Annotated in this window: 19 protein-coding genes; 3 read left to right on the top strand and 16 right to left on the bottom strand. The window is 62.8% G+C overall.

Annotated elements, in window-relative coordinates; translation table 11 throughout:
- Positions 1-135: 135 nt before the first annotated feature.
- A complete protein-coding gene (locus MESOP_RS06590) occupies positions 136-1038 on the top strand; it encodes a DMT family transporter (protein WP_013892549.1) in 903 nt (300 codons plus the stop codon).
- A 54-nt stretch (positions 1039-1092) separates the two neighbouring features.
- Here MESOP_RS06590 and serA read toward each other — a convergent pair whose 3' ends face one another.
- From serA to glmM, 5 genes are all read right to left on the bottom strand, one after another.
- Positions 1093-2694 (bottom strand): phosphoglycerate dehydrogenase, encoded by a 1602-nt coding sequence (gene serA, locus MESOP_RS06585; RefSeq protein ID WP_013892548.1) that lies wholly within the window; start codon positions 2692-2694, stop codon positions 1093-1095.
- Between the two features lie 58 nt (positions 2695-2752).
- Positions 2753-3928, bottom strand: a complete 1176-nt coding sequence (locus tag MESOP_RS06580; protein WP_013892547.1) for a phosphoserine transaminase — start codon at positions 3926-3928, stop codon at positions 2753-2755.
- A gap of 201 nt (positions 3929-4129) precedes the next feature.
- A complete protein-coding gene (locus MESOP_RS06575; RefSeq protein ID WP_013892546.1) occupies positions 4130-4912 on the bottom strand; it encodes an outer membrane protein in 783 nt (260 codons plus the stop codon).
- 219 nt (positions 4913-5131) lie between these two features.
- Positions 5132-5980, bottom strand: a complete 849-nt coding sequence (locus MESOP_RS06570) for an outer membrane protein (protein WP_013892545.1) — start codon at positions 5978-5980, stop codon at positions 5132-5134.
- A 246-nt stretch (positions 5981-6226) separates the two neighbouring features.
- Positions 6227-7579, bottom strand: a complete 1353-nt coding sequence (glmM, locus tag MESOP_RS06565; RefSeq protein WP_013892544.1) for a phosphoglucosamine mutase — start codon at positions 7577-7579, stop codon at positions 6227-6229.
- A 357-nt stretch (positions 7580-7936) separates the two neighbouring features.
- Here glmM and MESOP_RS06560 point away from each other — a divergent pair, with 357 nt between their 5' ends.
- Together MESOP_RS06560 and MESOP_RS06555 are read left to right on the top strand one after the other, a co-directional pair.
- Entirely contained in the window at positions 7937-8785 is an 849-nt protein-coding gene (locus MESOP_RS06560; protein WP_013892543.1) for a hypothetical protein, read from the top strand.
- A 216-nt stretch (positions 8786-9001) separates the two neighbouring features.
- Complete coding sequence (locus tag MESOP_RS06555) at positions 9002-9460, top strand: hypothetical protein (RefSeq protein ID WP_013892542.1); 459 nt, start codon at positions 9002-9004, stop codon at positions 9458-9460.
- 127 nt (positions 9461-9587) lie between these two features.
- Here MESOP_RS06555 and ftsH read toward each other — a convergent pair whose 3' ends face one another.
- The 11 genes from ftsH to ybgC all read right to left on the bottom strand — a co-directional run bounded on the left by ftsH (position 9588) and on the right by ybgC (position 20015).
- Positions 9588-11516: an ATP-dependent zinc metalloprotease FtsH gene (ftsH, locus tag MESOP_RS06550; protein WP_013892541.1), complete on the bottom strand. Its 1929-nt coding sequence runs from the start codon at positions 11514-11516 to the stop codon at positions 9588-9590.
- A gap of 122 nt (positions 11517-11638) precedes the next feature.
- The gene (tilS, locus tag MESOP_RS06545) at positions 11639-13006 is read right to left on the bottom strand and encodes a tRNA lysidine(34) synthetase TilS (RefSeq protein ID WP_013892540.1); all 1368 of its coding nucleotides are present in this window, start codon (positions 13004-13006) and stop codon (positions 11639-11641) included.
- 40 nt (positions 13007-13046) lie between these two features.
- Complete coding sequence (gene ybgF / locus MESOP_RS06540; protein ID WP_013892539.1) at positions 13047-14153, bottom strand: tol-pal system protein YbgF; 1107 nt, start codon at positions 14151-14153, stop codon at positions 13047-13049.
- A gap of 223 nt (positions 14154-14376) precedes the next feature.
- The gene (gene pal / locus MESOP_RS06535; protein WP_013892538.1) at positions 14377-14883 is read right to left on the bottom strand and encodes a peptidoglycan-associated lipoprotein Pal; all 507 of its coding nucleotides are present in this window, start codon (positions 14881-14883) and stop codon (positions 14377-14379) included.
- 245 nt (positions 14884-15128) lie between these two features.
- A complete protein-coding gene (locus MESOP_RS06530) occupies positions 15129-15401 on the bottom strand; it encodes a four helix bundle protein (protein ID WP_280739555.1) in 273 nt (90 codons plus the stop codon).
- Entirely contained in the window at positions 15331-15519 is a 189-nt protein-coding gene (locus tag MESOP_RS36530; RefSeq protein ID WP_280739554.1) for a four helix bundle protein, read from the bottom strand. The genes MESOP_RS06530 and MESOP_RS36530 overlap by 71 nt, the downstream gene beginning before the upstream one ends.
- Before the next feature lie 52 nt (positions 15520-15571).
- Entirely contained in the window at positions 15572-16882 is a 1311-nt protein-coding gene (gene tolB / locus MESOP_RS06525; protein ID WP_013892537.1) for a Tol-Pal system beta propeller repeat protein TolB, read from the bottom strand.
- Between the two features lie 39 nt (positions 16883-16921).
- The gene (gene tolA, locus MESOP_RS06520; RefSeq protein WP_013892536.1) at positions 16922-18079 is read right to left on the bottom strand and encodes a cell envelope integrity protein TolA; all 1158 of its coding nucleotides are present in this window, start codon (positions 18077-18079) and stop codon (positions 16922-16924) included.
- An 8-nt stretch (positions 18080-18087) separates the two neighbouring features.
- On the bottom strand, positions 18088-18540 hold the full coding sequence (gene tolR, locus MESOP_RS06515; protein ID WP_013892535.1) for a protein TolR: 453 nt from the start codon (positions 18538-18540) through the stop codon (positions 18088-18090).
- A gap of 12 nt (positions 18541-18552) precedes the next feature.
- Positions 18553-19263 carry a protein TolQ gene (gene tolQ / locus MESOP_RS06510; protein ID WP_013892534.1) on the bottom strand — a complete coding sequence of 237 codons (711 nt, stop codon included), beginning with the start codon at positions 19261-19263 and terminating at the stop codon, positions 18553-18555.
- 269 nt (positions 19264-19532) lie between these two features.
- Entirely contained in the window at positions 19533-20015 is a 483-nt protein-coding gene (ybgC, locus tag MESOP_RS06505) for a tol-pal system-associated acyl-CoA thioesterase (protein ID WP_013892533.1), read from the bottom strand.
- Between the last annotated feature and the right edge of the window lie 34 nt (positions 20016-20049).

Here is a 20049-nt window from a genome sequence, read left to right as displayed (position 1 = left end):
CGCGAGTGCGACCTTTCTTTGCCGCCGAAAATGCCCTGAGGCACAACAATTTTCGGCTTTGACATCATTTACTTGGGCTGACGGGGGCAATAGGCCGGCAAACACCGTGGTCATCCCCACGGCCGGAATCCCGCGATGCATCGAAGCGCTTACATATTCCTGCTGCTCACCACGCTGCTGTGGGGTGGCAATTCGGTGGCCGGCAAGCTGGCGGTCGATCACGTCTCGCCGATGACGCTGGTCTTCCTGCGCTGGGTGCTGGCGGTGGCGATCCTGCTGCCGATCGGCTGGCGCACGATCCAGGAAGACTGGCCTGTCGTGCGCCGGCACTGGTTCGTGCTGGCCGCACTTGGGGCCAGCGGCTTCACCCTGTTCAACACCATCTTCTACACCGCGCTCAACTACACGACGGCGATCAATGTCTCGATCGAACAGGCGGCGATGCCGGTCTTGATCATCGTCGCTAATTTCATCTTCTTCCACTTGCGTGTGAGCTGGGCGCAGATTGCCGGCGTGGTGCTGACCATCTTCGGCGTAGTCCTGACTGCCTGCCATGGCGATCCGCGCCGGCTGCTCGCATTGGAACTCAATTTCGGCGACGCCATCATGCTGGTGGCGGTCGTCCTCTACAGCGGCTATTCGGTCGGGCTGCGGATGAAGCCGGTGATGCGTTGGCAGAGCCTGATGCTGTCCCTTGCGGTCGCCGCGCTCATCACCTCGCTGCCCTTCTTCCTGTGGGAGGTCGCCGCCGGCAAGGTCATCGTGCCCGACGCGCGCGGCTGGACGGTGATCGTCTACACCGCGATCGGCGCCTCGGTCATCTCGCAGATAACCTACATCAGGGGCAACGAACTGATCGGCGCCAACCGCGCCGGCCTGTTCATCAATCTGGTGCCGATCTTCGGCACGCTGCTCTCGGTGCTGATCGTCGGCGAGACGTTCCAACTCTATCAGGCGCTGGCACTCGTGCTCGTGCTTGGCGGCATCGCGCTCGCCGAATACAGCGGGCGAAAGACGGCAAATTTGCCGCCAGTCTGAACGAAAGGCACGACCACGCCGCACCTTTCGAGGCTGAGTGCAAGGTCGCGGTGTCTACACCCCGCTCACGTCGAACTGCAGCCGCTTGGCCGAATCGATCGACTTGTGCGCCCGCACCTGTTCCAGCACCTTTTCCGGGAACGGCGCGTCGAGGTAGAGCAGCGCGATGGCGTCGCCGCCCGGCCGGTTACGGCCAAGCTGGAAATTGGCGATGTTGACGCCGTTCTCGCCGCACACCGTGCCAAGCAGGCCGATGATGCCGGGCGCGTCGGCATTGGTCGTGTAGAGCATGTGCTGGCCGACTTCGGCGTCGAGGTTGATGCCCTTGATCTGGATGAAGCGCGGCTTGCCGTCGGAGAAGCAGGTGCCGGCGATCGAGCGCGTCCTGTGCTCGGTCGTGACGGTCAGCTTGATATAGCCGTCGAACACGCCCGATTTGTCGCGCTTGACTTCCGCGACGATGATGCCGCGCTCCTTCACCATGATCGGCGCCGACACCATGTTGACGTCGGAGACCTGCGGCCGGATCAGGCCGGCAAGTGCGGCACTGATCAGCGCGCGCGTGTTCATCGTCGCGGTCGAGCCGTCGAACAGGATCTCGACCTCCTTGATCGGATCCTCGGTGACCTGGCCGACAAAGGCGCCGAGCACTTCCGCCAGCTTGACGAAAGGCTTCAGCCGCGGCGCTTCCTCCGCCGTGATCGACGGCATGTTGATGGCGTTGGAGACGGCGCCCTTGATCAGATAGTCCGACATCTGTTCGGCGACCTGCAGCGCGACATTCTCCTGCGCTTCCGCCGTCGAGGCGCCGAGATGCGGCGTCGCCACCACGTTCTCCAGGCCGAACAGGGCGTTCTGCTCGGCCGGTTCGACCTCGAACACGTCGATGCCCGCACCCGCGACCTTGCCGCTTTTCAGCGCCGCGATCAGGTCGGCCTCGACGACCAGCCCGCCGCGGGCGCAGTTGATGATGCGCACGCCGTTCTTCATCTTGGCTATTGCCGCGGCGTCGATGATGTTGCGCGTCTTGTCGGTCAGCGGCGTGTGCAGCGTGATGAAGTCCGCGCGGGCGAAAAGCTCGTCCAGTTCCACCTTGTCGACGCCAAGTTCCTCGGCGCGCTTGTCCGACAGGAACGGGTCGAAGGCGATGACATGCATCTTCAGGCCGACGCCGCGCGTCGCGACGATCGAACCGATATTGCCGCAGCCGATGACGCCCAGCGTCTTGCCGGTGATCTCGACGCCCATGAAGCGGTTCTTCTCCCATTTGCCGGCATGGGTCGAGGCATTGGCTTCCGGGATCTGGCGCGCCAGCGCGAAGATCATCGCGACGGCATGTTCGGCCGTCGTGATCGAATTGCCGAAGGGCGTGTTCATCACGATGATGCCCTTGCGGCTGGCCGCCGGGATATCGACATTGTCGACGCCGATGCCGGCGCGGCCGACGACCTTGAGTTTGGTGGCGGCGTTGATCAGCTTTTCGGTGACCTTGGTCGCCGAACGGATGGCGAGGCCATCATACTGGCTGATCACCTCGAGCAGCTTTTCCTTGTCCTTGCCGAGGTCCGGCAGATAGTCGACCTCGATGCCGCGATCCTTGAAGATCTGGACTGCGGTGGTGGAGAGTTTATCCGAAACGAGAACGCGGGGCGCCATGGCGGCCTCCTTGAAATGGATTGTCGGGAAATGGCGGCCCGCGGGCCGCCACGAAATCTCAGGCCGCCGCTTTCAGCGACGCCTTCTGCGCGGCGAAGGCCCAATCGAGCCAAGGCAGCAGCGCTTCGAGGTCCGAAGCCTCGACCGTTGCGCCACACCAGATGCGCAGGCCGGGGGGCGCGTCGCGATAGGAGCCGATGTCGTAGGCGACGCCCTCCTTGTCGAGCGCCGAGACCAGTCCCTTGGCGAAAGCCGCCTGCGCGTCGGCATCGAGTGCCGCGACTTGCGGATCGGTGAAGGACAGGCAGACGGAGGTGTTCGACCGCGTCGCCGGCAGGGCGGCAAGATGGCCAAGCCATGCGGACTTGTCGACGAAGCGATCGAGCACCGCGGCATTGGCGTCGGCCCTGGCGACCAGGGCATCGAGGCCGCCGATCGACTTCGCCCAGTTGAGCGCGTCGAGGTAATCCTCGACGCACAGCATCGACGGCGTGTTGATGGTCTCGCCCTTGAAGATACCTTCGATCAGTTTGCCGCCCGAGGTCAGGCGGAAGATTTTCGGCAGCGGCCATGAAGGCTTGTAGCTCTCCAGCCGCGCGACGGCGCGCGGCGACAGGATCAGCATGCCGTGCGCGCCCTCGCCGCCCAGCACTTTCTGCCAGGAGAAGGTGACGACATCGAGTTTCTCGAAATCGAGCTTTTGCGCGAAAGCGGCTGAAGTCGCGTCGCAGATGGTCAGGCCTTGGCGGTTGGCCGGAATGAAATCGCCGTTCGGCACGCGCACGCCCGACGTGGTGCCGTTCCAGGTGAAGACCACGTCGCGGTCGAAATCGATCTTGGTGAGATCAGGCAGTTCGCCGTAGCCGGCCTCGATCTTGCGCACGTCGGCGAGCTTCAGCTGCTTGACCACGTCGGTGACCCAGCCGGAGCCAAAGCTCTCCCAGGCGACCATGTCGACGCCGCGCTCGCCGAGCAGCGACCAAAGCGCCATCTCGACGGCGCCGGTGTCCGACGCCGGCACGATGCCGATGCGGTAGTCAGCCGGGACCTTGAGGATTTCGCGCGTCAGCTCGATTGCTTGTTCGAGCTTGGTCTTGCCGATCTTGGCGCGATGGGAACGGCCGAGCGCGGCATGCTTCAGCGCCTCGACCGACCAGCCGGGGCGTTTTGCGCAGGGACCTGAGGAGAAATTGGGATTTGCCGGACGGAGTCCGGGCTTCGTAGGCGTGGTCATCGTGGTCTATCCTTCCAGATAGTGGCCCCTCGTTGGGGAGGGGTGGCCCACGGACGGCGATATGCGTTCAGGTCCCAGGCGTCAAGGGAAAAGTTTTTGTCGCTGGCAGGATACTGGCGATCCTTGATCAGGATCTCGTGATTTCAAACGCAAACGGCGGACCCCAGGGATCCGCCGCCGAAATCCTCGTCTGCCCAAGGCCTACCAGAGATCGTATCTCAGGCCGAGCTTGACCTGGTGATTGCTGATCCCCTTTTTGACTGGAAAGGAGGTCAGGCTTTCGGCTGTCACATATTCGGCGTCCGGGGCGGAGAAGTACTGATAGCCCAGATCGACGGAAACATTCTTCGTCACCTGGTAAGCCAAACCGGCATTCAGTGTGTAGGCCAGCGAGTACTGGTTCTTGTTGTCCTGCTGGGTGAGATTGTTTGCCGGGTCATTGTTATCGATGTAGGTCGCCGAAAGCTTGCGCGTACTGCGGACGACACCGACGCCAGCGCCGACATAAGGCGTGATCCCGACGTAGGTGCCAAGATCGACATAGCCGTTGAGCATGCCCGAGAAGGCATAGTTCTTCAGCGATGCCGATCCCACGGTCGGCAATGTCGGCGACGTTACGACCGCTGAATCATTGTAGCTGGCGTTGGCGCTGTTGCCGGGCAGATAGCCGAAGTTGAGATCGGCGCGGAGGTAATCGTTGAAATGATATCCGAAGCCTACGCTCCCGAAAAATGCGTCTTCGCTCTGACTGAAGCTTTCGTTGTTGATCGTTGACGGGAAGGTGAAATCCCCATTCTTGAAGTTCTTCTCCGCCAGGTAGGAGACATCGCCGCGCAGATACCAGCCGGAGCCAACCTCGACAGGCACGTAATCGGGCGCCTGGTCGACATAGATCGGAGGATCGTAGTCGGCGGCCAGGGCTGGTGTCAGCGGCAACAGGCTGAGCGCGGCAAGCGCCTGCGCCATACGCGATGTGAGTGTCATGTCCCCGGCTCCCGCATTCGGCCCCGTCCGCGATCGTGACGGCTGCCATCGTTTCAAGGAGCATTGTTAACCATAGTGGTTAAGTCGGGGTTAAGGCTAACAGAGCGTTAGCGGATTGATTTCGCACGCGAACTCATCCGGGCCGCCCGGCGCGAGACCGCCAAACGAAAACCGCCCGGCTGAGCCGGGCGGTTCGCGATTGTTCCGATGTCGGAGGTGTTACTTGGTGTAGATCGGCTCGGGTTCGGGCTGGTAGGCCACCACCGGTGCGGCGCATCCATTGTTGCCGCCGAACTGGTAGCGCAGGCCGCCGCGCACTTCGTGGGTGTTGATGCCACGGTCGAAGCCAGGACCGGCGCTGCTCACATCCCATTCGAACATGCGGCCGCCCTGGATATGGGAGAAGCGGTAGCCTGCATCGAGGATAATCTTGTCGGTCAGGCAGTAGGAGGCACCGGCCATCAGGGCATAGGCAAAGCGCCAGTTGGACGAGCCGGGATTGGTCTCGGTGGTGTTCGGGTCGTAGACGGTGTCCCATTTGACATGCGCGCCACCGATACCGGCGCCGACATAGGGCGTGATGCCGTGGTAGGTGCCGATATCGACATAGGCGTTGGCGAGCAGCAGCAAGGCGCTCATCTTCGACACTTCGACGGAGGTCGTGGGGTTGCCACCCGAGTCAAAGCCGGAGGTGCTGCCGTTGAAGTTCGACTTGAACCAGTAGTCGGCGGTCAGATCGGTGCGGAAGTGATCGTTGATCTTGTAACCGACGCCGCCGCCGAGCGAGAAACCGCCCTTGAGCTTGCCGGAATCGAAACTGTTGCTGCCCGGCGTGACCACGTTACAGGGACAGATGGTGTAGGTCGTGTAGTCGATGCCGCGCACGTCGGACTTGTGATAGTCGATGTCGCCACGGATATACCAGCCGCCGACATCGGCAACCGGCTGTTCGTAAACCGGCGGCGGTGCCTCTTCGACCTGCGGCTCCGGCAGGTCGGCCGCGAACACTGGCCAGGCCAGACCCGCGAACAGCAACGCGAACAGGGCCTTTCTTGCTGTATTGAACATGCTTGTCACCCCTAGAACCCTCGGAACGGCGATCGTGTCCGAATAAGATTTGGCTTTCAGGCGTGGATAATGAATTGCAAAAGTTAAAAGGCATTTAACCCTGTCGATTAACCACGAATCTCTAGAATCCGAAGCATTCGAGGGTAATTATCGAGAGCGGGATCGGTCCTGCCGCCAACGAAAAAAGCCCGCCGGAGGGGCGGGCCTTCGATGTAACCAGGGCGAAGCCGCGGCGCGCGCCGGAGATCAGGCGGCGCTGCGGTTTTCGGAGATGACCTCGACGATGTCGTTGACGACGGCCTCGACCAGTTGCGGATCGTCGCCCTCGGCCATGACACGGATCAGCGGTTCGGTGCCCGATGGCCGGATGACCAGCCGCCCGGCCTTGCCGAGGCGATGACGGGCATCCTCGATGGCGGCCTTAACCGGGGCTTCCTCGAGCGGCTTGCCGCCGGCGATGCGGACATTCTTCAGCAGCTGCGGCACCGGCTCGAACTTCTTCGACAGTTCGCTGACCGGCCTGCCCTGCCGCTTGATGCAGGCCAGCACCTGCAGGGCCGAGACGAGACCGTCGCCGGTGGTCGAGAAATCCGACAGCACGATGTGGCCCGACTGTTCGCCGCCGACATTGAGCCCGTGCGCGCGCATATGCTCCACGACGTAGCGGTCGCCGACCTTGGTGCGGTGCAATTGCAGCTTCATGTCGCCGAGGAAGCGTTCGAGCCCGAGATTGGACATGACCGTCGAAACGACGCCGCCGCCGGCGAGCCGCCCGCTCTGGTGCCAGGACTCGGCGATCAGCGCCATGATCTGGTCGCCATCGACGATGGCGCCATTTTCATCGACTATGACGACGCGGTCGGCGTCGCCGTCGAGCGCGATGCCGATGTCGGCGCGCACTTCGTGCACTTTCTTCTGCAGCCCCACCGGATGGGTCGAGCCGCATTCCTTGTTGATGTTGAAGCCGTTGGGTTCGACATTGATGGCCACGACTTCGGCGCCGAGTTCCCACAATGCCTCGGGCGCCACCTTGTAGGCCGCGCCATTGGCGCAATCGACGACGATCCTGAGGCCTGAAAGCGACATCGAGCGGGGTAAGGTGCGCTTGGCGAATTCGATGTAGCGGTCATGCACGCCGTCGACGCGCTTGGCCCGGCCAAGCCCGTCGGAATCGGCGAGCGCCAGTTCGATATCCTTGTCGAGCATGCTCTCGATGCGCTCTTCGATCTCGTCGGAGAGCTTGTAGCCATCTGGCCCGAACAGCTTGATGCCGTTGTCGTAATAGGGGTTGTGCGAAGCCGAGATCATGACGCCGATGTCGGCCCGCAGCGAACGCACCAGCATGGCCACCGCCGGCGTCGGGATGGGGCCGAGCAGGAACACATCCATGCCGGCGGCGCAAAGACCGGCCACCATGGCGTTCTCGATCATGTAGCCGGAAAGCCTGGTATCCTTGCCCAGAACGACACGATGGCGATGGTTGCCGCGCTGGAACGAAAGGCCGGCGGCCATGCCGACCCGCATGGCGATTTCCGCGGTCATTGGAAACTTGTTGGCGCGCCCGCGAATGCCGTCCGTGCCGAAGTAATTTTCCGCCATGCTAACCAGCATCCCTGATTGTTCTTAGCCGGCACGTCATGCCACAATTGGCCCGCGCCCTTTGATCACATTGTGTGATTATATGTTACCATTCCTTAGAAAATCATTGTTGTGCACTGCACACACCCTGACCTGCTGAGACTGCCACGTCGCAATATACCAGTCACGTTAGCCTTTCAGCGTAGATGCACCTGGAAAAACTTGTCCTCAAGTCCAACAGTCCGAACAATTTCATCACCTTGCCGCGAGGCTCCGGCTTTCGGCGACATATACGCTACTTAGCATCTGGCGCAACCGACCGTTGAGCGTTATTGATTCGCAGGGACGTATCATGGGCTGCTGCAACGGAGAAACGCTATGCTCATCCACCGACTTGCCACTTTGACCGGCCTCGCCGTCGTGACGTTGTTCCTGGCCGCGCCAGCCAACGCACTGACGATGGCCGAATGCAGCACGAAGTATAACGCGGCCAAGGACGCGGGGACCCTTTCCGGACAGACCTGGAACCAGTTCCGCAAGGCGCAGTGCGGCACCGACGCCGCCGCCACCACCGACACCAAGCCGGCCGCCACCACCAAGGCCGAAACCAAGGCTGCCGAAACCAAGCCCGCCAAGGCAGCAAAGGCTGCCGCCGCCGACAGCACGGCCAAGGGCCTGACGGCCAAGGAATGCAGCGCCAAGTACCAGGCGGCGAAGTCCGCCGGCACGCTGAACGGCATGAAGTGGAACGACTTCCGCAAGGCCGAGTGCGCCGCCGGCGCATCCGCTGCCACCGACACGACCAAGCCGGCCACCACAAAGGCAGCCGCGGCTCCCGCAGACGGCGGCAAGGGCCTGAGCATGGCCGAGTGCAGCACCAAGTACCAGGCTGCCAAGACGGCGAACACGCTGAAGGGCATGAAGTGGAACGACTTCCGCAAGGCCGAATGCGGTGCCGGTGCCTCCGATGACGACACCGTGCCTGCCCCCAGCGAGGCGAGCTATACCAAGGAGCCGGCAAAGCCGACGACGGTCGCGCCCAAGGGCGTTACCTTCCCGTCCGCGATCTCGCCGAAATATGCCAGCGAGACCCCCGGAAAGGGCCGCATGCATACTTGCCTCGACCAGTATTACACCCTCAAGGACGCCAACGCGCTTGGCGGCCTGAAATGGATCCAGAAGGGCGGCGGTTTCTACAGCCTGTGCAATGCCAAGCTGAAGAGCTGATCTCCAGCAGCATTCTGAAAAAATATAAGCCCGCGAGCCGCGAGGTTCGCGGGCTTTTTGTTGCGTATGACAGCGCCCCGGCTTGCTCGCTTCGTACATGACGGAGTTGTCGGTCTCATCAGTTCGTGTGCTCTTGGCGAAAGATTCCTATTGAACATAACAAGAACAAAAAGTATACAAAAAGACGTCAAACTTGTTATCAACCAGGAGGGTCTTATGTCCAGTTTGAAATTGGCGGTATGGGCCGCGACGGCATTGGTTTCTTGGAGCGTCGCCCCTGCAAGCGCACTGACGATGAAGGAATGCGGCGAAACCTATCGAACCGCCAAGGAGGGCGGCACACTGAACGGCATGGACTGGGCCGCTTTCCGTAAGGAGAAATGCGCGACGTCCCTCGCGGAGGGTGTCAGCGCAGATACGGCCAAAACCGCGCAGCAGCCGAAGGACGAAGCCAGTCCGGCGTCCGCCCCCACCGTGGCGCCAGCGGGCGTCACATTCCCGACTACCCTCGCCGCCGAGTTCAAGACCGAAAAGCCCGCCAAGGCACGGATGAAAACCTGCCTGCAGGGTTACCACGGCAACAAGGAAGCGGGTACGTTGGACGGCCTTCGCTGGATCCAGAAGGGCGGCGGCTATTACAGCCTGTGCAATGCGCGGCTGAAAGCTGAATCATGAGGAACCATGCGGCAAACCCCGAAGCGCCAAGCGCCTGAGCGAATGCAGGCGGGGTGCTTGAAAAGCGAATGATTTCAGGTCGATCGACCTGAAATCATTCCGCCTCCATCGCAAAGATGCAGCGCATTCAGCTTGACGGCTGCGGCTCCATGCCGCCTTCGGGCTCGGGGCCCTTCTTGCGGCGACCACCGGACTTCGGCACGGCCGAGCCGCGGCTTGGTGGGGTATCATCCCCCAAATCTCGCGCGGGCTTGTTGCCCGCGATCAGTTGCTTGATCTCGTCGCCCGACAGCGTCTCGTATTCGAGCAGGCCCTGCGCCAGTGCGATCCATTCCTTCTTCTTCTTGGTCAGGATGGACTTCGCCGTCGAATAGGCCTCGTCGATCAGGCGGCGCACTTCGGCGTCGATGATCTGCGCGGTCTCTTCCGAGATGTTCTGCGTGCGCGCCACCGAATGGCCGAGGAACACTTCCTCCTGGTTGTCGCCATAGGCGACATGGCCGAGCTTGTCGGAGAAGCCCCAGCGCGTGACCATGGCGCGTGCCAGCTTGGTCGCCTGTTCGATGTCCGAGGACGCGCCCGAGGTGATGTTCTCCTTGCCGAACTTGAACTCCTCGGCGACGCGGCCACCCATCATGATGGCGAGGCGCGAGATCATGTATTTGTAGCTCATCGAATAGCGATCGCCTTCCGGCAACTGCATGACCATTCCGAGCGCGCGGCCGCGCGGGATGATAGTGGCCTTGTGCAGCGGATCGGCCGACGGCACGTTGAGCGCCAGGATGGCGTGACCGGCCTCGTGATAGGCGGTCAGCTCCTTCTCGGCCTGGGTCATGGCCGACGAGCGGCGCTCCGCGCCCATCATGATCTTGTCCTTGGCGTCCTCGAACTCGGCCATGGTGACGAGGCGCTTGTTGCGCCGCGCCGCCATCAGCGCCGATTCGTTGACGAGGTTCATCAGGTCGGCGCCGGAAAAGCCCGGCGTGCCGCGGGCCACGACCTTGAGATCGACATTAGGCGCCAGCGGCACGTTGCGCACATGCACCTTGAGGATTTTCTCGCGGCCGACGATGTCGGGGTTCGGGACCACCACCTGGCGGTCGAAACGGCCCGGACGCAACAGCGCCGGATCAAGCACGTCGGGACGGTTGGTGGCGGCGATCAGAATGATGCTTTCGTTGGACTCGAAACCGTCCATCTCGACCAGCAGCTGGTTCAGCGTCTGCTCGCGCTCGTCATTGCCACCGCCGAGGCCGGCGCCGCGATGGCGGCCGACAGCGTCGATTTCGTCGATGAAGATGATGCAGGGCGCATTCTTCTTGGCCTGGTCGAACATGTCGCGCACGCGGCTGGCGCCGACGCCGACGAACATTTCGACGAAGTCCGAGCCGGAAATGGTGAAGAACGGCACGTTGGCTTCGCCGGCGACCGAGCGGGCAAGCAGCGTCTTGCCGGTGCCGGGAGGGCCGACCAGCAGCACGCCGCGCGGAATCTTGCCGCCGAGGCGCTGGAACTTCTGCGGATCGCGCAGGAATTCGACGATCTCTTCCAAATCTTCCTTGGCTTCGTCTACGCCGGCGACGTCTTGGAAGGTGACGCGGCCATGCGCCTCGGTTAGAAGCTTGGCCTTCGACTTGCCAAAACCCATGGCGCGCCCGGATCCGGACTGCATCTGGCGCATGAAGAATATCCAGACACCGAGAATAAGGATCATCGGCAGCCAGGAGATCAGGTAACCGAACAGCGAGTTGGAGCCGTCGGTCTCTGGCCGCGCGTTGATTGTGACGTTCTTGTCCTGCAGCCGCGAAACCAGCTGGGGATCGCCGGGTGAATAGGTCTGGAAGCCGCTGGAATTGTCGGTGTAGGTGCCGGTGATACGGGCACCCGCGATGGTCACCGTCTTGACCCGGCCGGCCCCGACATCCTGGAGGAACTGCGAATAAGGCACATCGCTCGAAGCCCCGCGCGTCTGCGGCGTCTGGAACAGATTGAACAGGGCGATGAGCAGGACCGCTATGATCGCCCAGAGCGCGAGGTTGCGATAGTTCGGATTCATCAATTGTCCCGTTGGCGTCCGCTTGCGGACAGCATCATGAGAGGAAACTTGGGCCTAACATAGGGAGAGCGTCCCCCCTTGCCAAGCAGAACAGCATGTCTGGGTTAAGCTTTCGACCACCGTCAACCGGCACTGTGGCCGCCGAAAGGCAAGGCGGGCAGCGATGGCGCGCCAATCAGGCCGGCGATGGCCCGCGCCGGCGCCAGGTCGAAGGATGGCAGGAAGCGGGCAAAAGGCGCAACGACCGGCCGCGCGTCGAACCCTGGCGATGCCGGTTCGCCCTGTGGCACATCAGGGTTTTCAAAGGCTTGCCGCGATGTCGGTTCCGCAGCCAACGCAGCGCGCATCAGGCTTGCCGGGGTTTCTCCCGCGTCGATCGGCAGCCGCTTCGCTGCTGCCGCACCCAGCGGCGCGATCAACAATCCGGCGGAGCTGTCGTTCAATGTGATGTGGCGGCGGCCATCCCAGATGGTGTTGTCGATGGCCGCGGCGGCGGGCGGCAAGCCACGTGCCTCGCGGCGCAGGAAGATACCGGCACGCCGGAAATCGACCACCGTCCGCGACAATGTGGCACAAAGAAATCCGGCCTTCAGCCGGCCGAACAGCACCTCGCCGCGGGCCTGGTCCGGCAGGAAGGCAAGCCCTCCGACGGTCGCCAGCAGGATACGCAACGCATAGATGGCCGCGCGCTCGTCGCCGGTCGAGCGCAGTTGCGGGTCGAGGCGCACAAGGCCCGTGGCTGGCTGGCTGGCAAAACGCCGGATCAGGTCGGCGGCATCAAGACCAAGCTGTCCGCGCTCGATGGCAGCCTGGCTGGCCAGGACCAAAGCCTCGTCCATGCGGCGGACATTGTCGCCGGCAAGTGCCGCTCTCACGCGCGGTCGCTCGAAGCTCTCGTCGCTGTTGGTCGGATCCTCTGCCCAGCCGACATGTTTGCTTTGCAGGAAATCGCGCAGTGCCGCGCGCCGCGTGCCCAGCAGCGGCCGCACGATCCATTCGCGCCAGTCGTAGAGCGTGGCTGGCGCCATGCCGGCCAGCCCCCGACCCTGTACATGGCCCAGGCTCCCGTCGCGGGCGTGGCGCATCAGCACCGTCTCGGCCTGGTCGTCGGCGGTGTGGCCGGTCACGATCAGGCCGATGCCTTCCGCGCGGGCAGCGCTTGCCAGCAACCGGTAGCGCGCCTCCCGTGCCGCCGCCGGCAGACCGGTCGAAGGCTTGCGCCCGGACCAGATCATGGTGCGGTGGGCGATGCCCCGCTCCGCGCACAGCTTCGCCACGGCTTGCGCCTCCGCCGCCGAGTCCTGCCGCAGGCCATGGTCGATGGTCACCGCCAACAGCTTGGCGGACGGCGCGGATCGATCGAGATGATGTTTGAGAAGCAGAAGCAGGGCGGTCGAATCGCTGCCGCCGGATACGGCCGCAACAGCGCCGTTGGTGAAATCGATATGCGAAAAAAGTCTGGTCGAAAGATCAGGCCCGGAATCGAGCATCAACATCCCGGTTCTTGGGCTGGGACATGCAGACGAAAAATCAGCACGCAGCCAGTGCCTTCTCCTGCTTGACGCGTTCCTTGAGGGCGCTGGAAATGTCGGGATAACGCTTGCCGATCTCGCCGAAAGTAGCGCAGGCGACGTCATGCTGCTTGAGGCCGACCAGCGACACGCCGAGCTTCAAGAGCATGTCCGGCGCCTTCTTGGCCTTGGGATAGTCCTTGCTGGCAGCGAGGAAAACCTCGGCCGCGTCGCGGAATTTCTGCTGGCCCAGCAGCGACTCGCCCAGCCAGTAATGCGCGTCGGCCGTCTTGGCATCCCTGGGGAAGCGCGAGATATGATCGCGGAACCCCTGCTCGGCCGTGCCGTAGTCGCCCGACAGGATGAACTGATAGGAATTGCGGTAAAGCTCCTCCGGATCGTTGGTGGCGGGCAGCGCCGCGACCACAGTGCCGTCGGACTTGCCCGCCTTGGCCGGCGCACCGGTGGCCGGAGCGGCATCCTGTGCCGGCGCGGTCGCCTGGGTGTTGCCGCCGGCGTCGATCACATTGCCGTTCTTGTCGACGGTGATGGAACCAAAGGTCTTTTCCGGCGCTCCCTTTCCAGGGATCACCTTGCCCGGGTCGCCATCGGGCGATTCGACGATGACGTCCTCGACCGTCTTGCCGCCGGCGGACTGATCGCTGCCGGCCGCGGCGCCGGCATCGGCCGGCGCCTGGGTCGCGGGGGCCGAGGCCACGTCGTTGTTGGTGCCGGCATCCGACTTCTTCTGTGCCGGTGCTTGTCCGCCTTGCGCCCCGCCCTCGAGCTGCTGGAAGCGGAACTCGTTGTCTTCCTGCTGCTTGCGGATCTGTTCCTGCATCTGCAGGATCTGGAAATTGAGTTCCTCGATCTTGCCGTTCATCTGCCGCAGCTGATCCTCGAGCGCGGTTGCGCCGGCGCCATTCGACTGCTGCGCAAGCTGGACCTGATCCGGTTTCTTCTTGTCGCCGAACAGGCTGGGCAACTCGATCGACGGCAGGTGGAAGGAAAAGCCGCTGCCGGTTGATTGCCCCGGGCCACCAGCCCCCAAGCCGCTAGCCGAGGCTGTGACGCCTGATAGGAGCAGCAGCGCAAGCGTGCCGCTCAGAACCGATCTCAAATGCATGTGCCTCTCGCGTGTGTCGTTAGTTGTCCGCGCCTTCCAATCACCATGAGACCAGCCAAGCGCCCTCGGCTCATAGCAGGGCGCGAGACTTCGGCCAAATTTTGTTTCGGGCAGCCGGATATGAAAAAGGCGGCCGCAGGGGCCGCCTTTCGCAAAGCTGTGTTGCATTTCTGCCGCTACCGCCGCGCCTTCTCCTGGCGCAGCCTGGACGGCTCTGCGCCGATCAGGAACCGGCGCCGCTGAGCGTGGTGACCGCACGGCGGTTCTGCGACCAGCACGAGATGTCGTCGCACACCGCGACAGGGCGTTCCTTGCCGTAGGAAATCGTCTTCAGCCGGCTGGAAGCGACACCCTTGGAAACGAGGAAGTCGCGGGCGGCGGCGGCGCGGCGGGCGCCGAGTGCCAGATTGTATTCGCGCGTGCCGCGTTCGTCGGCATGGCCTTCGACGACGATGGCATACTGCTTGTACTGGTTCAGCCACTGCGCCTGCCGGGCGAGCGTCGTCTGCGCATCGGCGCGGATCGAGGACGAGTCCGTGTCGAAGAAGATGCGGTCGCCGATGTTGACGGTGAAGTCCTGCGCCGAGCCGGGCGTTGCGGCACCCGCGCCGTTGAGGCCGAGATCAGCGGCGCTGTTCGGCGTCTTCTTCGAGGCGCAACCGGCGATGGCGAGCATCGCCACCAGCGCGATCATGACCGGGTTTCTGGTAAGTGCTGCGATACGGCCCATGCCGCCTCTCCTTCGTATTTCGAGTGATCGTATTCGAGTGATTTCGTTGATCACCCAGTAACCACGTTTGGGTTAACCGGCATTCAAGAAACACGGTTAATATTAGGTTTAGCTACCCGTCCGCAGCTGTCATCCCCGGGGTCACAATTGGCGCGGACCCTAGGCGGAAATACGGCCAAAACGCGACGAAGGCGTGGAAAAAGGGGAATTGAAGAACTGGAGAATTGAAGAGTTGGAGAAAGAGGTCACTTCAGCGCTGCTCTGAGATTCACCAGCATCCCGTAGATATGGCTATAGAACTGCTGCCACCTGTCGAGTTGTGTCTTCGAGATGTACTCAAGGTCGGATGCGTAGGAAATCCACGTCTCCACCTCGCTGCATGATCCCATCGCCATTGAAATGAACCGCGCGAATTCAGCTTTGGAGTGAGGTTGTTTGGCAAACCCCTCAGCCAGATTGGCGCAGATCGCCTTGCTCGAACGGCGCAATTGATCGGCGCAATTGATCGGCGAGCGCATATTGCTCGATCTTTGGAAAGGCAAGGGTGGCTTTGTGAATCTCGAGAGAAACAGCATAGGCCCGCTTGTAGACCTCGAGGTCCTTGGCGCGCCCAACGTAGCCTCCCTGCTTCTCCATTCCCCAGTTCTTCAATTCCTCAGTTCTTCAATTCCTCGGTTCTTCAATTCCCCTACTCAAGCAGCGGCGACCAGGCCGGATCGGACGCAAAATTCGAAGTCGGGATCGGCTGCTCGTTGCGGCCGGTGAGATCGACCGAAATGAGTTTCGGACCGCCATTGGCGTCGCGGAAGAACATCAGGACGCGGCCGTTCGGCGCCCAAGTCGGCCCTTCCTGCTGGAAGCCCGACGACAGGATGCGCTCGCCCGAACCGTCGGTCTTCATGACGCCGATCTGGAATTCGCCGCCGGTCTGCTTGGTGAAGGCGATGAGGTCACCGCGCGGCGACCACACCGGCGTCGAATAGACGCCGTCGCCGAAGGAGATGCGGGTCTGGCCGGAGCCGTCCGCGCCCATCACGTAGATCTGCGCGCGGCCGCCGCGGTCGGATGTGAACACGACCTTGCTGCCGTCCGGCGAATAGGAAGGCGAGGTGTCGATGGCGGTCGAGTTGGTCAGCCGCGTCGTCGAGCGGCTGCGCAGATCCATGGCGAAGATGTTGGAATTGCCGTCGTCGCGCAGCAGGCTCATGATCACCTTCTGGCCGTCGGGCGAGAAGCGCGGCGCGAACGTCATGCCGGGGAAGTTGCCGACGAGTTCGCGCTGCCCGGTCTCGATCTGCAGGAGATAGACCCGCGGCTGGCCGCTTTCATAGGACATGTAGGTGATCTCTTGCCGGTTCGGCGAGAAGCGCGGCGTCAGCACGATCGACCGGCCGTCCGAGAGGTAACGGACGTTGGCGCCGTCCTGGTCCATGATGGCAAGGCGCTTCTTGCGCGCGTTCTTGGCGCCGGACTCGTCGATGAAGACGACGCGCGTGTCGAAATAGCCCTTCTCGCCGGTCAGCCGCTCGTAGATGGCGTCGGCAATGATGTGGGCGACACGACGCTGGTTGGCGTCGTTGGCGAAGAACTGCTCGCCCGACATCTGCTGGCCGGCAAAAGTATCCCACAACCGGTACTGAGCGCGGATGCGCCCATCGGCCTCCTTGCTGACGCTGCCGGTGACCAGCGCCTGCGCGTTGATCACCTTCCAGTCGTCGAAGCGGGGTGCGGCATCCGGGTTCGAGATCTTCTCGATGAAGGCACTCTTGTCGATCGGCGCGAACAAGCCGGAGCGCTTGAGATCGGCGGTGATGATTTGCGAGATCTGGGCACCAAGCGCATCGCCGCCCTGGAAATCCGTGATGGCGATCGGCAACGGCTCGACATTGCCCTTGTTGACGTTGAGCTCGACCAGCGCCAGCGCCGGCAGCGTGCTGGCGGCGGTCATTCCCATCGCCATCGCTGCGACCATCAGGAGCGGCTTGAGGATTGATTTCATGTCTTCTCGCTTCTCATACTGATTTTCGGATAACCGGGCCTAGAGGCCGAGCATTTCCCTTGGATCGAAGGTGACCCGGATGTCATTCCAGATGTCTTGCTTGCCGGCGGGAACCTGCAGCCCGGCCACGTCGCATTTCTGCACCGCACGGACCGCGCTCTCATCGAACTGCCGGTTGCCGCTCGATTTTTCTACGGACGGACGACCATCGAGCTTGCCGGAGTTGTCCAGGTTGAAGCGCACCACCACGACGAAACTCTCCGAGCCTTCCAGCCCGGCCGGCAGCGTCCAGCAGCCACCCAGCTGGCTTTCCAGAGCCCCCTGTTCGGACTTCGAGAGCTTCTGGCCCTGATCCTTGTCACCGCCGAGCGAGGCTTGCTGGGTCGAACGCTTGGCACCGCCGCCGGACGGCTTCTGCTTGTCGAGGAGAGCAGAGATTTCGTCGGCGTTGAACTGCTTGTCGTCGGACTTAGGCTTGGACGACGCTTCCTTGACCGGCTTGTCGGCATCCTTGCGGTCCGGCGCCTTGGCGCTCTCCGCCTGCGCCGGCTGCGGCTTCGGCCGCGCTTCCGGCGCCGGCGCCGAACTCGGCAATTGGGTCTCTTCGGTCGGCGGGTCCTTCGCTATGGCCTCGGCGACCGCATCAGGCTTGACCTCGGGCGTCGGATCGATAGCGGCGGTCTTGTCCTGCGGCGGCGGGGTCGGCGCCGGCTTGGCCGGCGTCGGCTTGGGCTCCACCTGCTTGACCGGCTCGGGCTTGACCTCTTCCTTGGGCTGCGGCGCCGGCGCCACTTCCGTCGCCGGAATGGGCTTGGGCTTTTCCTGTGGCTTCGGCACGTCCTCGGTCTTCGGCGCTTCCTTGGGAGTCGGCGCAGGCGGCGGAGCCGAGGTCGTATCGACCGGCTTGGGCTTGGCTTCCGGCGTTATCGGCTTGTCGGTGTCGACGCTGTTCTCGCCGACCTTCTGCGCATCCGGCACGATATCGGGACGCTGCGTCGGCAACGGCGCCGGCTTTTCATGCATCACGGCCTTCTTGTCGCCCTGCAATGTCTGCGCGATGGCTTCCATCGGCACGATATCGACCGCGACCGACTCGACATCGGCCGACGGCAGCGCGGCCGGAGCCGACAGGGTGAACAGGCCGAAGGCCAGCACCGCCGTGTGCAGGATCACCGATGTGGTGAGGCCGGTCTTCATCGTCTTGTCTACTGATCCTGTTCCTGCAGTGAAACCAGGCCGATGTTCTTGTAGCCGGCGGCCGAAATGCGGGCCATCACCTTCATCGCCGTGCCGTAGTCGGTGGATTTGTCGCCACGAATAAAGATGCGCTCCTCATAGCCGGTCTTCGAGATCGCCTGCAGCTTGGCCACCAACTCCTCGATCGGAATCTCGGTCTCCTGCAGATAGATCTTACCCGCGGCATCGATCGAGACGGTGATCGGCTGCGTGTCGGCATTCATCGCCTTGGCCTGCGTATCCGGCAGGTCGATCGGCACGCCGACCGTCAGCATCGGTGCGGCGACCATGAAGATGATCAACAGCACCAGCATGACGTCGACCATCGGCGTGACGTTGATTTCCGACATCAGCCCATGGTGACGGCCGCGCCGCCGGTGGCCGCGCCCGCCGCGCCCTGCCATGCCTACGGACATACCCATCTTTTGTGCTCCTCAGGCCTTCGGCGCGACTTTTTCATCGATTTGGCGCGAGAGTATGGCGGAGAACTCGTCGGAGAACCCTTCCATGCGCACCGCTATCTTGCTCGCGTCGGACGACAGTTTGTTGTAGGCGATGACGGCGGGAATGGCGGCGAGCAGGCCGATGGCCGTCGCCAGCAGTGCCTCGGCGATACCGGGCGCGACCACCGCAAGGCTGGTGTTCTTGGAGTCGGCGATGGCCTGGAACGAGGTCATGATGCCGATGACGGTGCCGAACAGGCCGATAAAGGGGGCGGCCGAGCCGGTGGTGGCGAGGAAGCCGAGGCGCCCCTCGAGCTTCTCCATCTCGCGGGTCAGCGCCAGGTCCATGGCCTTGTCGATGCGGGTTTGCAGCCCGAGCGGCGTTTTTGCACCTTTCTCGAAGCTCTTCTTCCACTCGCGCATGGCGGCGACGAAAATGGCGCCCATACCCGACGTCTTGCGGTCGGCAAGCGTGCGGTAGAGTTCCTCCAGCGACTGTCCCGACCAGAAGACCTGCTCGAAGCGGTTGAGCGCCAGCCGCATGCGGCCATAGGCAACCAGCTTGTCTATGATGATCGCCCAGGTCCAGACCGAGGCACAAAGCAGCCCGATCATGACCAACTTGACCACCCAGCTGGCCTGCATGAACAGCGCCCAAATCGACAATTGCGCGCCCGGTTCGGCGAGTGCGATATTTTCCATCGTTACGTCCTTAAGATTTCCGGGCGAAGCTGGCGGCTGGCCCCTGGCATCCCTTGTGGTCGGTTCGCACGAAGCTACCGGGCACCCCAAGTCGAGCCTTTCGCGGCCTTTTCGGGGCAAATATTGGTGAAAGGAAGGCGCTGGATAACGCCAATCTTCACCAATCTCTTCATGAACCGTTATGGTTAAGGATGGGTTAGTCCGTAAGGCGCGGCGCATTGCCGCGCCCGGCAAGGTCGAGAAGTACAATCTCCTGCCGTGCAATCCGCCTAGTTGGCCGTCGGCGGTGCCTTGGGCATGAACGCCGCGATCCATTCCTTGGGAAAGCGTCTCGGCCGGCCATTCTCGCCTATGATCGCCGCCTCGACCTTGGCTTCGACCAGCACCTCCTCGCCGCGTTTGAGCTGCTGCGCCATGAAGATGCGAGCCCCGGAAATGGCCTCGGTGCGGGTGTCGACGGTCAGGATGTCGTCGATGCGGGCTGGGATACGAAAGTCGATCTCCATGCGCCGCACCACCCAGACTATTCTTTCGCCATGCTTGCCACCGGCAAGTTCGGTGTGATGCACGCCGGTGAGCCTGAGATAGTCGGAGCGGCCGCGCTCGAGAAATTCGAGATAACGCGCGTGGTAGACAACACCCGAAAAATCGGTGTCGGCATAGTAGACCCGCGCCATCAGCCGATGCCCGGACGCCGTCAGCGCACCGGAAAGCCCGGCCAGCAGCGTCGCCGATTCACCATGATCGTCCATTGCGCTTCCTTTTTCAGCCGCAGCGAGGCACCAG

The sequence above is a fragment of the Mesorhizobium opportunistum WSM2075 genome (assembly GCF_000176035.2).
Lineage (GTDB): Bacteria > Pseudomonadota > Alphaproteobacteria > Rhizobiales > Rhizobiaceae > Mesorhizobium > Mesorhizobium opportunistum.
Note: the sequence above shows the minus strand (reverse complement) of the source record. Positions and strands in the feature narration are given on the sequence as shown.

Bases quoted from the DNA above. Each gene is read 5' to 3' on its own strand.
- tolA (WP_013892536.1), bottom strand. From the start codon at position 18,079: ATGAAGACCGGCCTCACCACATCGGTGATCCTGCACACGGCGGTGCTG.
- ybgF (WP_013892539.1), bottom strand. From the start codon at position 14,153: ATGCATTTGAGATCGGTTCTGAGCGGCACGCTTGCGCTGCTGCTCCTA.
- tilS (WP_013892540.1), bottom strand. From the start codon at position 13,006: ATGCTCGATTCCGGGCCTGATCTTTCGACCAGACTTTTTTCGCATATC.
- MESOP_RS06590 (WP_013892549.1), top strand. From the start codon at position 136: ATGCATCGAAGCGCTTACATATTCCTGCTGCTCACCACGCTGCTGTGG.
- MESOP_RS06530 (WP_280739555.1), bottom strand. From the start codon at position 15,401: ATGCGCTCGCCGATCAATTGCGCCGATCAATTGCGCCGTTCGAGCAAG.
- ftsH (WP_013892541.1), bottom strand. From the start codon at position 11,516: ATGAATCCGAACTATCGCAACCTCGCGCTCTGGGCGATCATAGCGGTC.
- serA (WP_013892548.1), bottom strand. From the start codon at position 2,694: ATGGCGCCCCGCGTTCTCGTTTCGGATAAACTCTCCACCACCGCAGTC.
- tolB (WP_013892537.1), bottom strand. From the start codon at position 16,882: ATGAAATCAATCCTCAAGCCGCTCCTGATGGTCGCAGCGATGGCGATG.
- glmM (WP_013892544.1), bottom strand. From the start codon at position 7,579: ATGGCGGAAAATTACTTCGGCACGGACGGCATTCGCGGGCGCGCCAAC.
- MESOP_RS06580 (WP_013892547.1), bottom strand. From the start codon at position 3,928: ATGACCACGCCTACGAAGCCCGGACTCCGTCCGGCAAATCCCAATTTC.
- tolR (WP_013892535.1), bottom strand. From the start codon at position 18,540: ATGGGTATGTCCGTAGGCATGGCAGGGCGCGGCGGGCGCGGCCACCGG.
- pal (WP_013892538.1), bottom strand. From the start codon at position 14,883: ATGGGCCGTATCGCAGCACTTACCAGAAACCCGGTCATGATCGCGCTG.
- tolQ (WP_013892534.1), bottom strand. From the start codon at position 19,263: ATGGAAAATATCGCACTCGCCGAACCGGGCGCGCAATTGTCGATTTGG.
- MESOP_RS36530 (WP_280739554.1), bottom strand. From the start codon at position 15,519: ATGGAGAAGCAGGGAGGCTACGTTGGGCGCGCCAAGGACCTCGAGGTC.
- MESOP_RS06570 (WP_013892545.1), bottom strand. From the start codon at position 5,980: ATGTTCAATACAGCAAGAAAGGCCCTGTTCGCGTTGCTGTTCGCGGGT.
- ybgC (WP_013892533.1), bottom strand. From the start codon at position 20,015: ATGGACGATCATGGTGAATCGGCGACGCTGCTGGCCGGGCTTTCCGGT.
- MESOP_RS06575 (WP_013892546.1), bottom strand. From the start codon at position 4,912: ATGACACTCACATCGCGTATGGCGCAGGCGCTTGCCGCGCTCAGCCTG.
- MESOP_RS06560 (WP_013892543.1), top strand. From the start codon at position 7,937: ATGCTCATCCACCGACTTGCCACTTTGACCGGCCTCGCCGTCGTGACG.
- MESOP_RS06555 (WP_013892542.1), top strand. From the start codon at position 9,002: ATGTCCAGTTTGAAATTGGCGGTATGGGCCGCGACGGCATTGGTTTCT.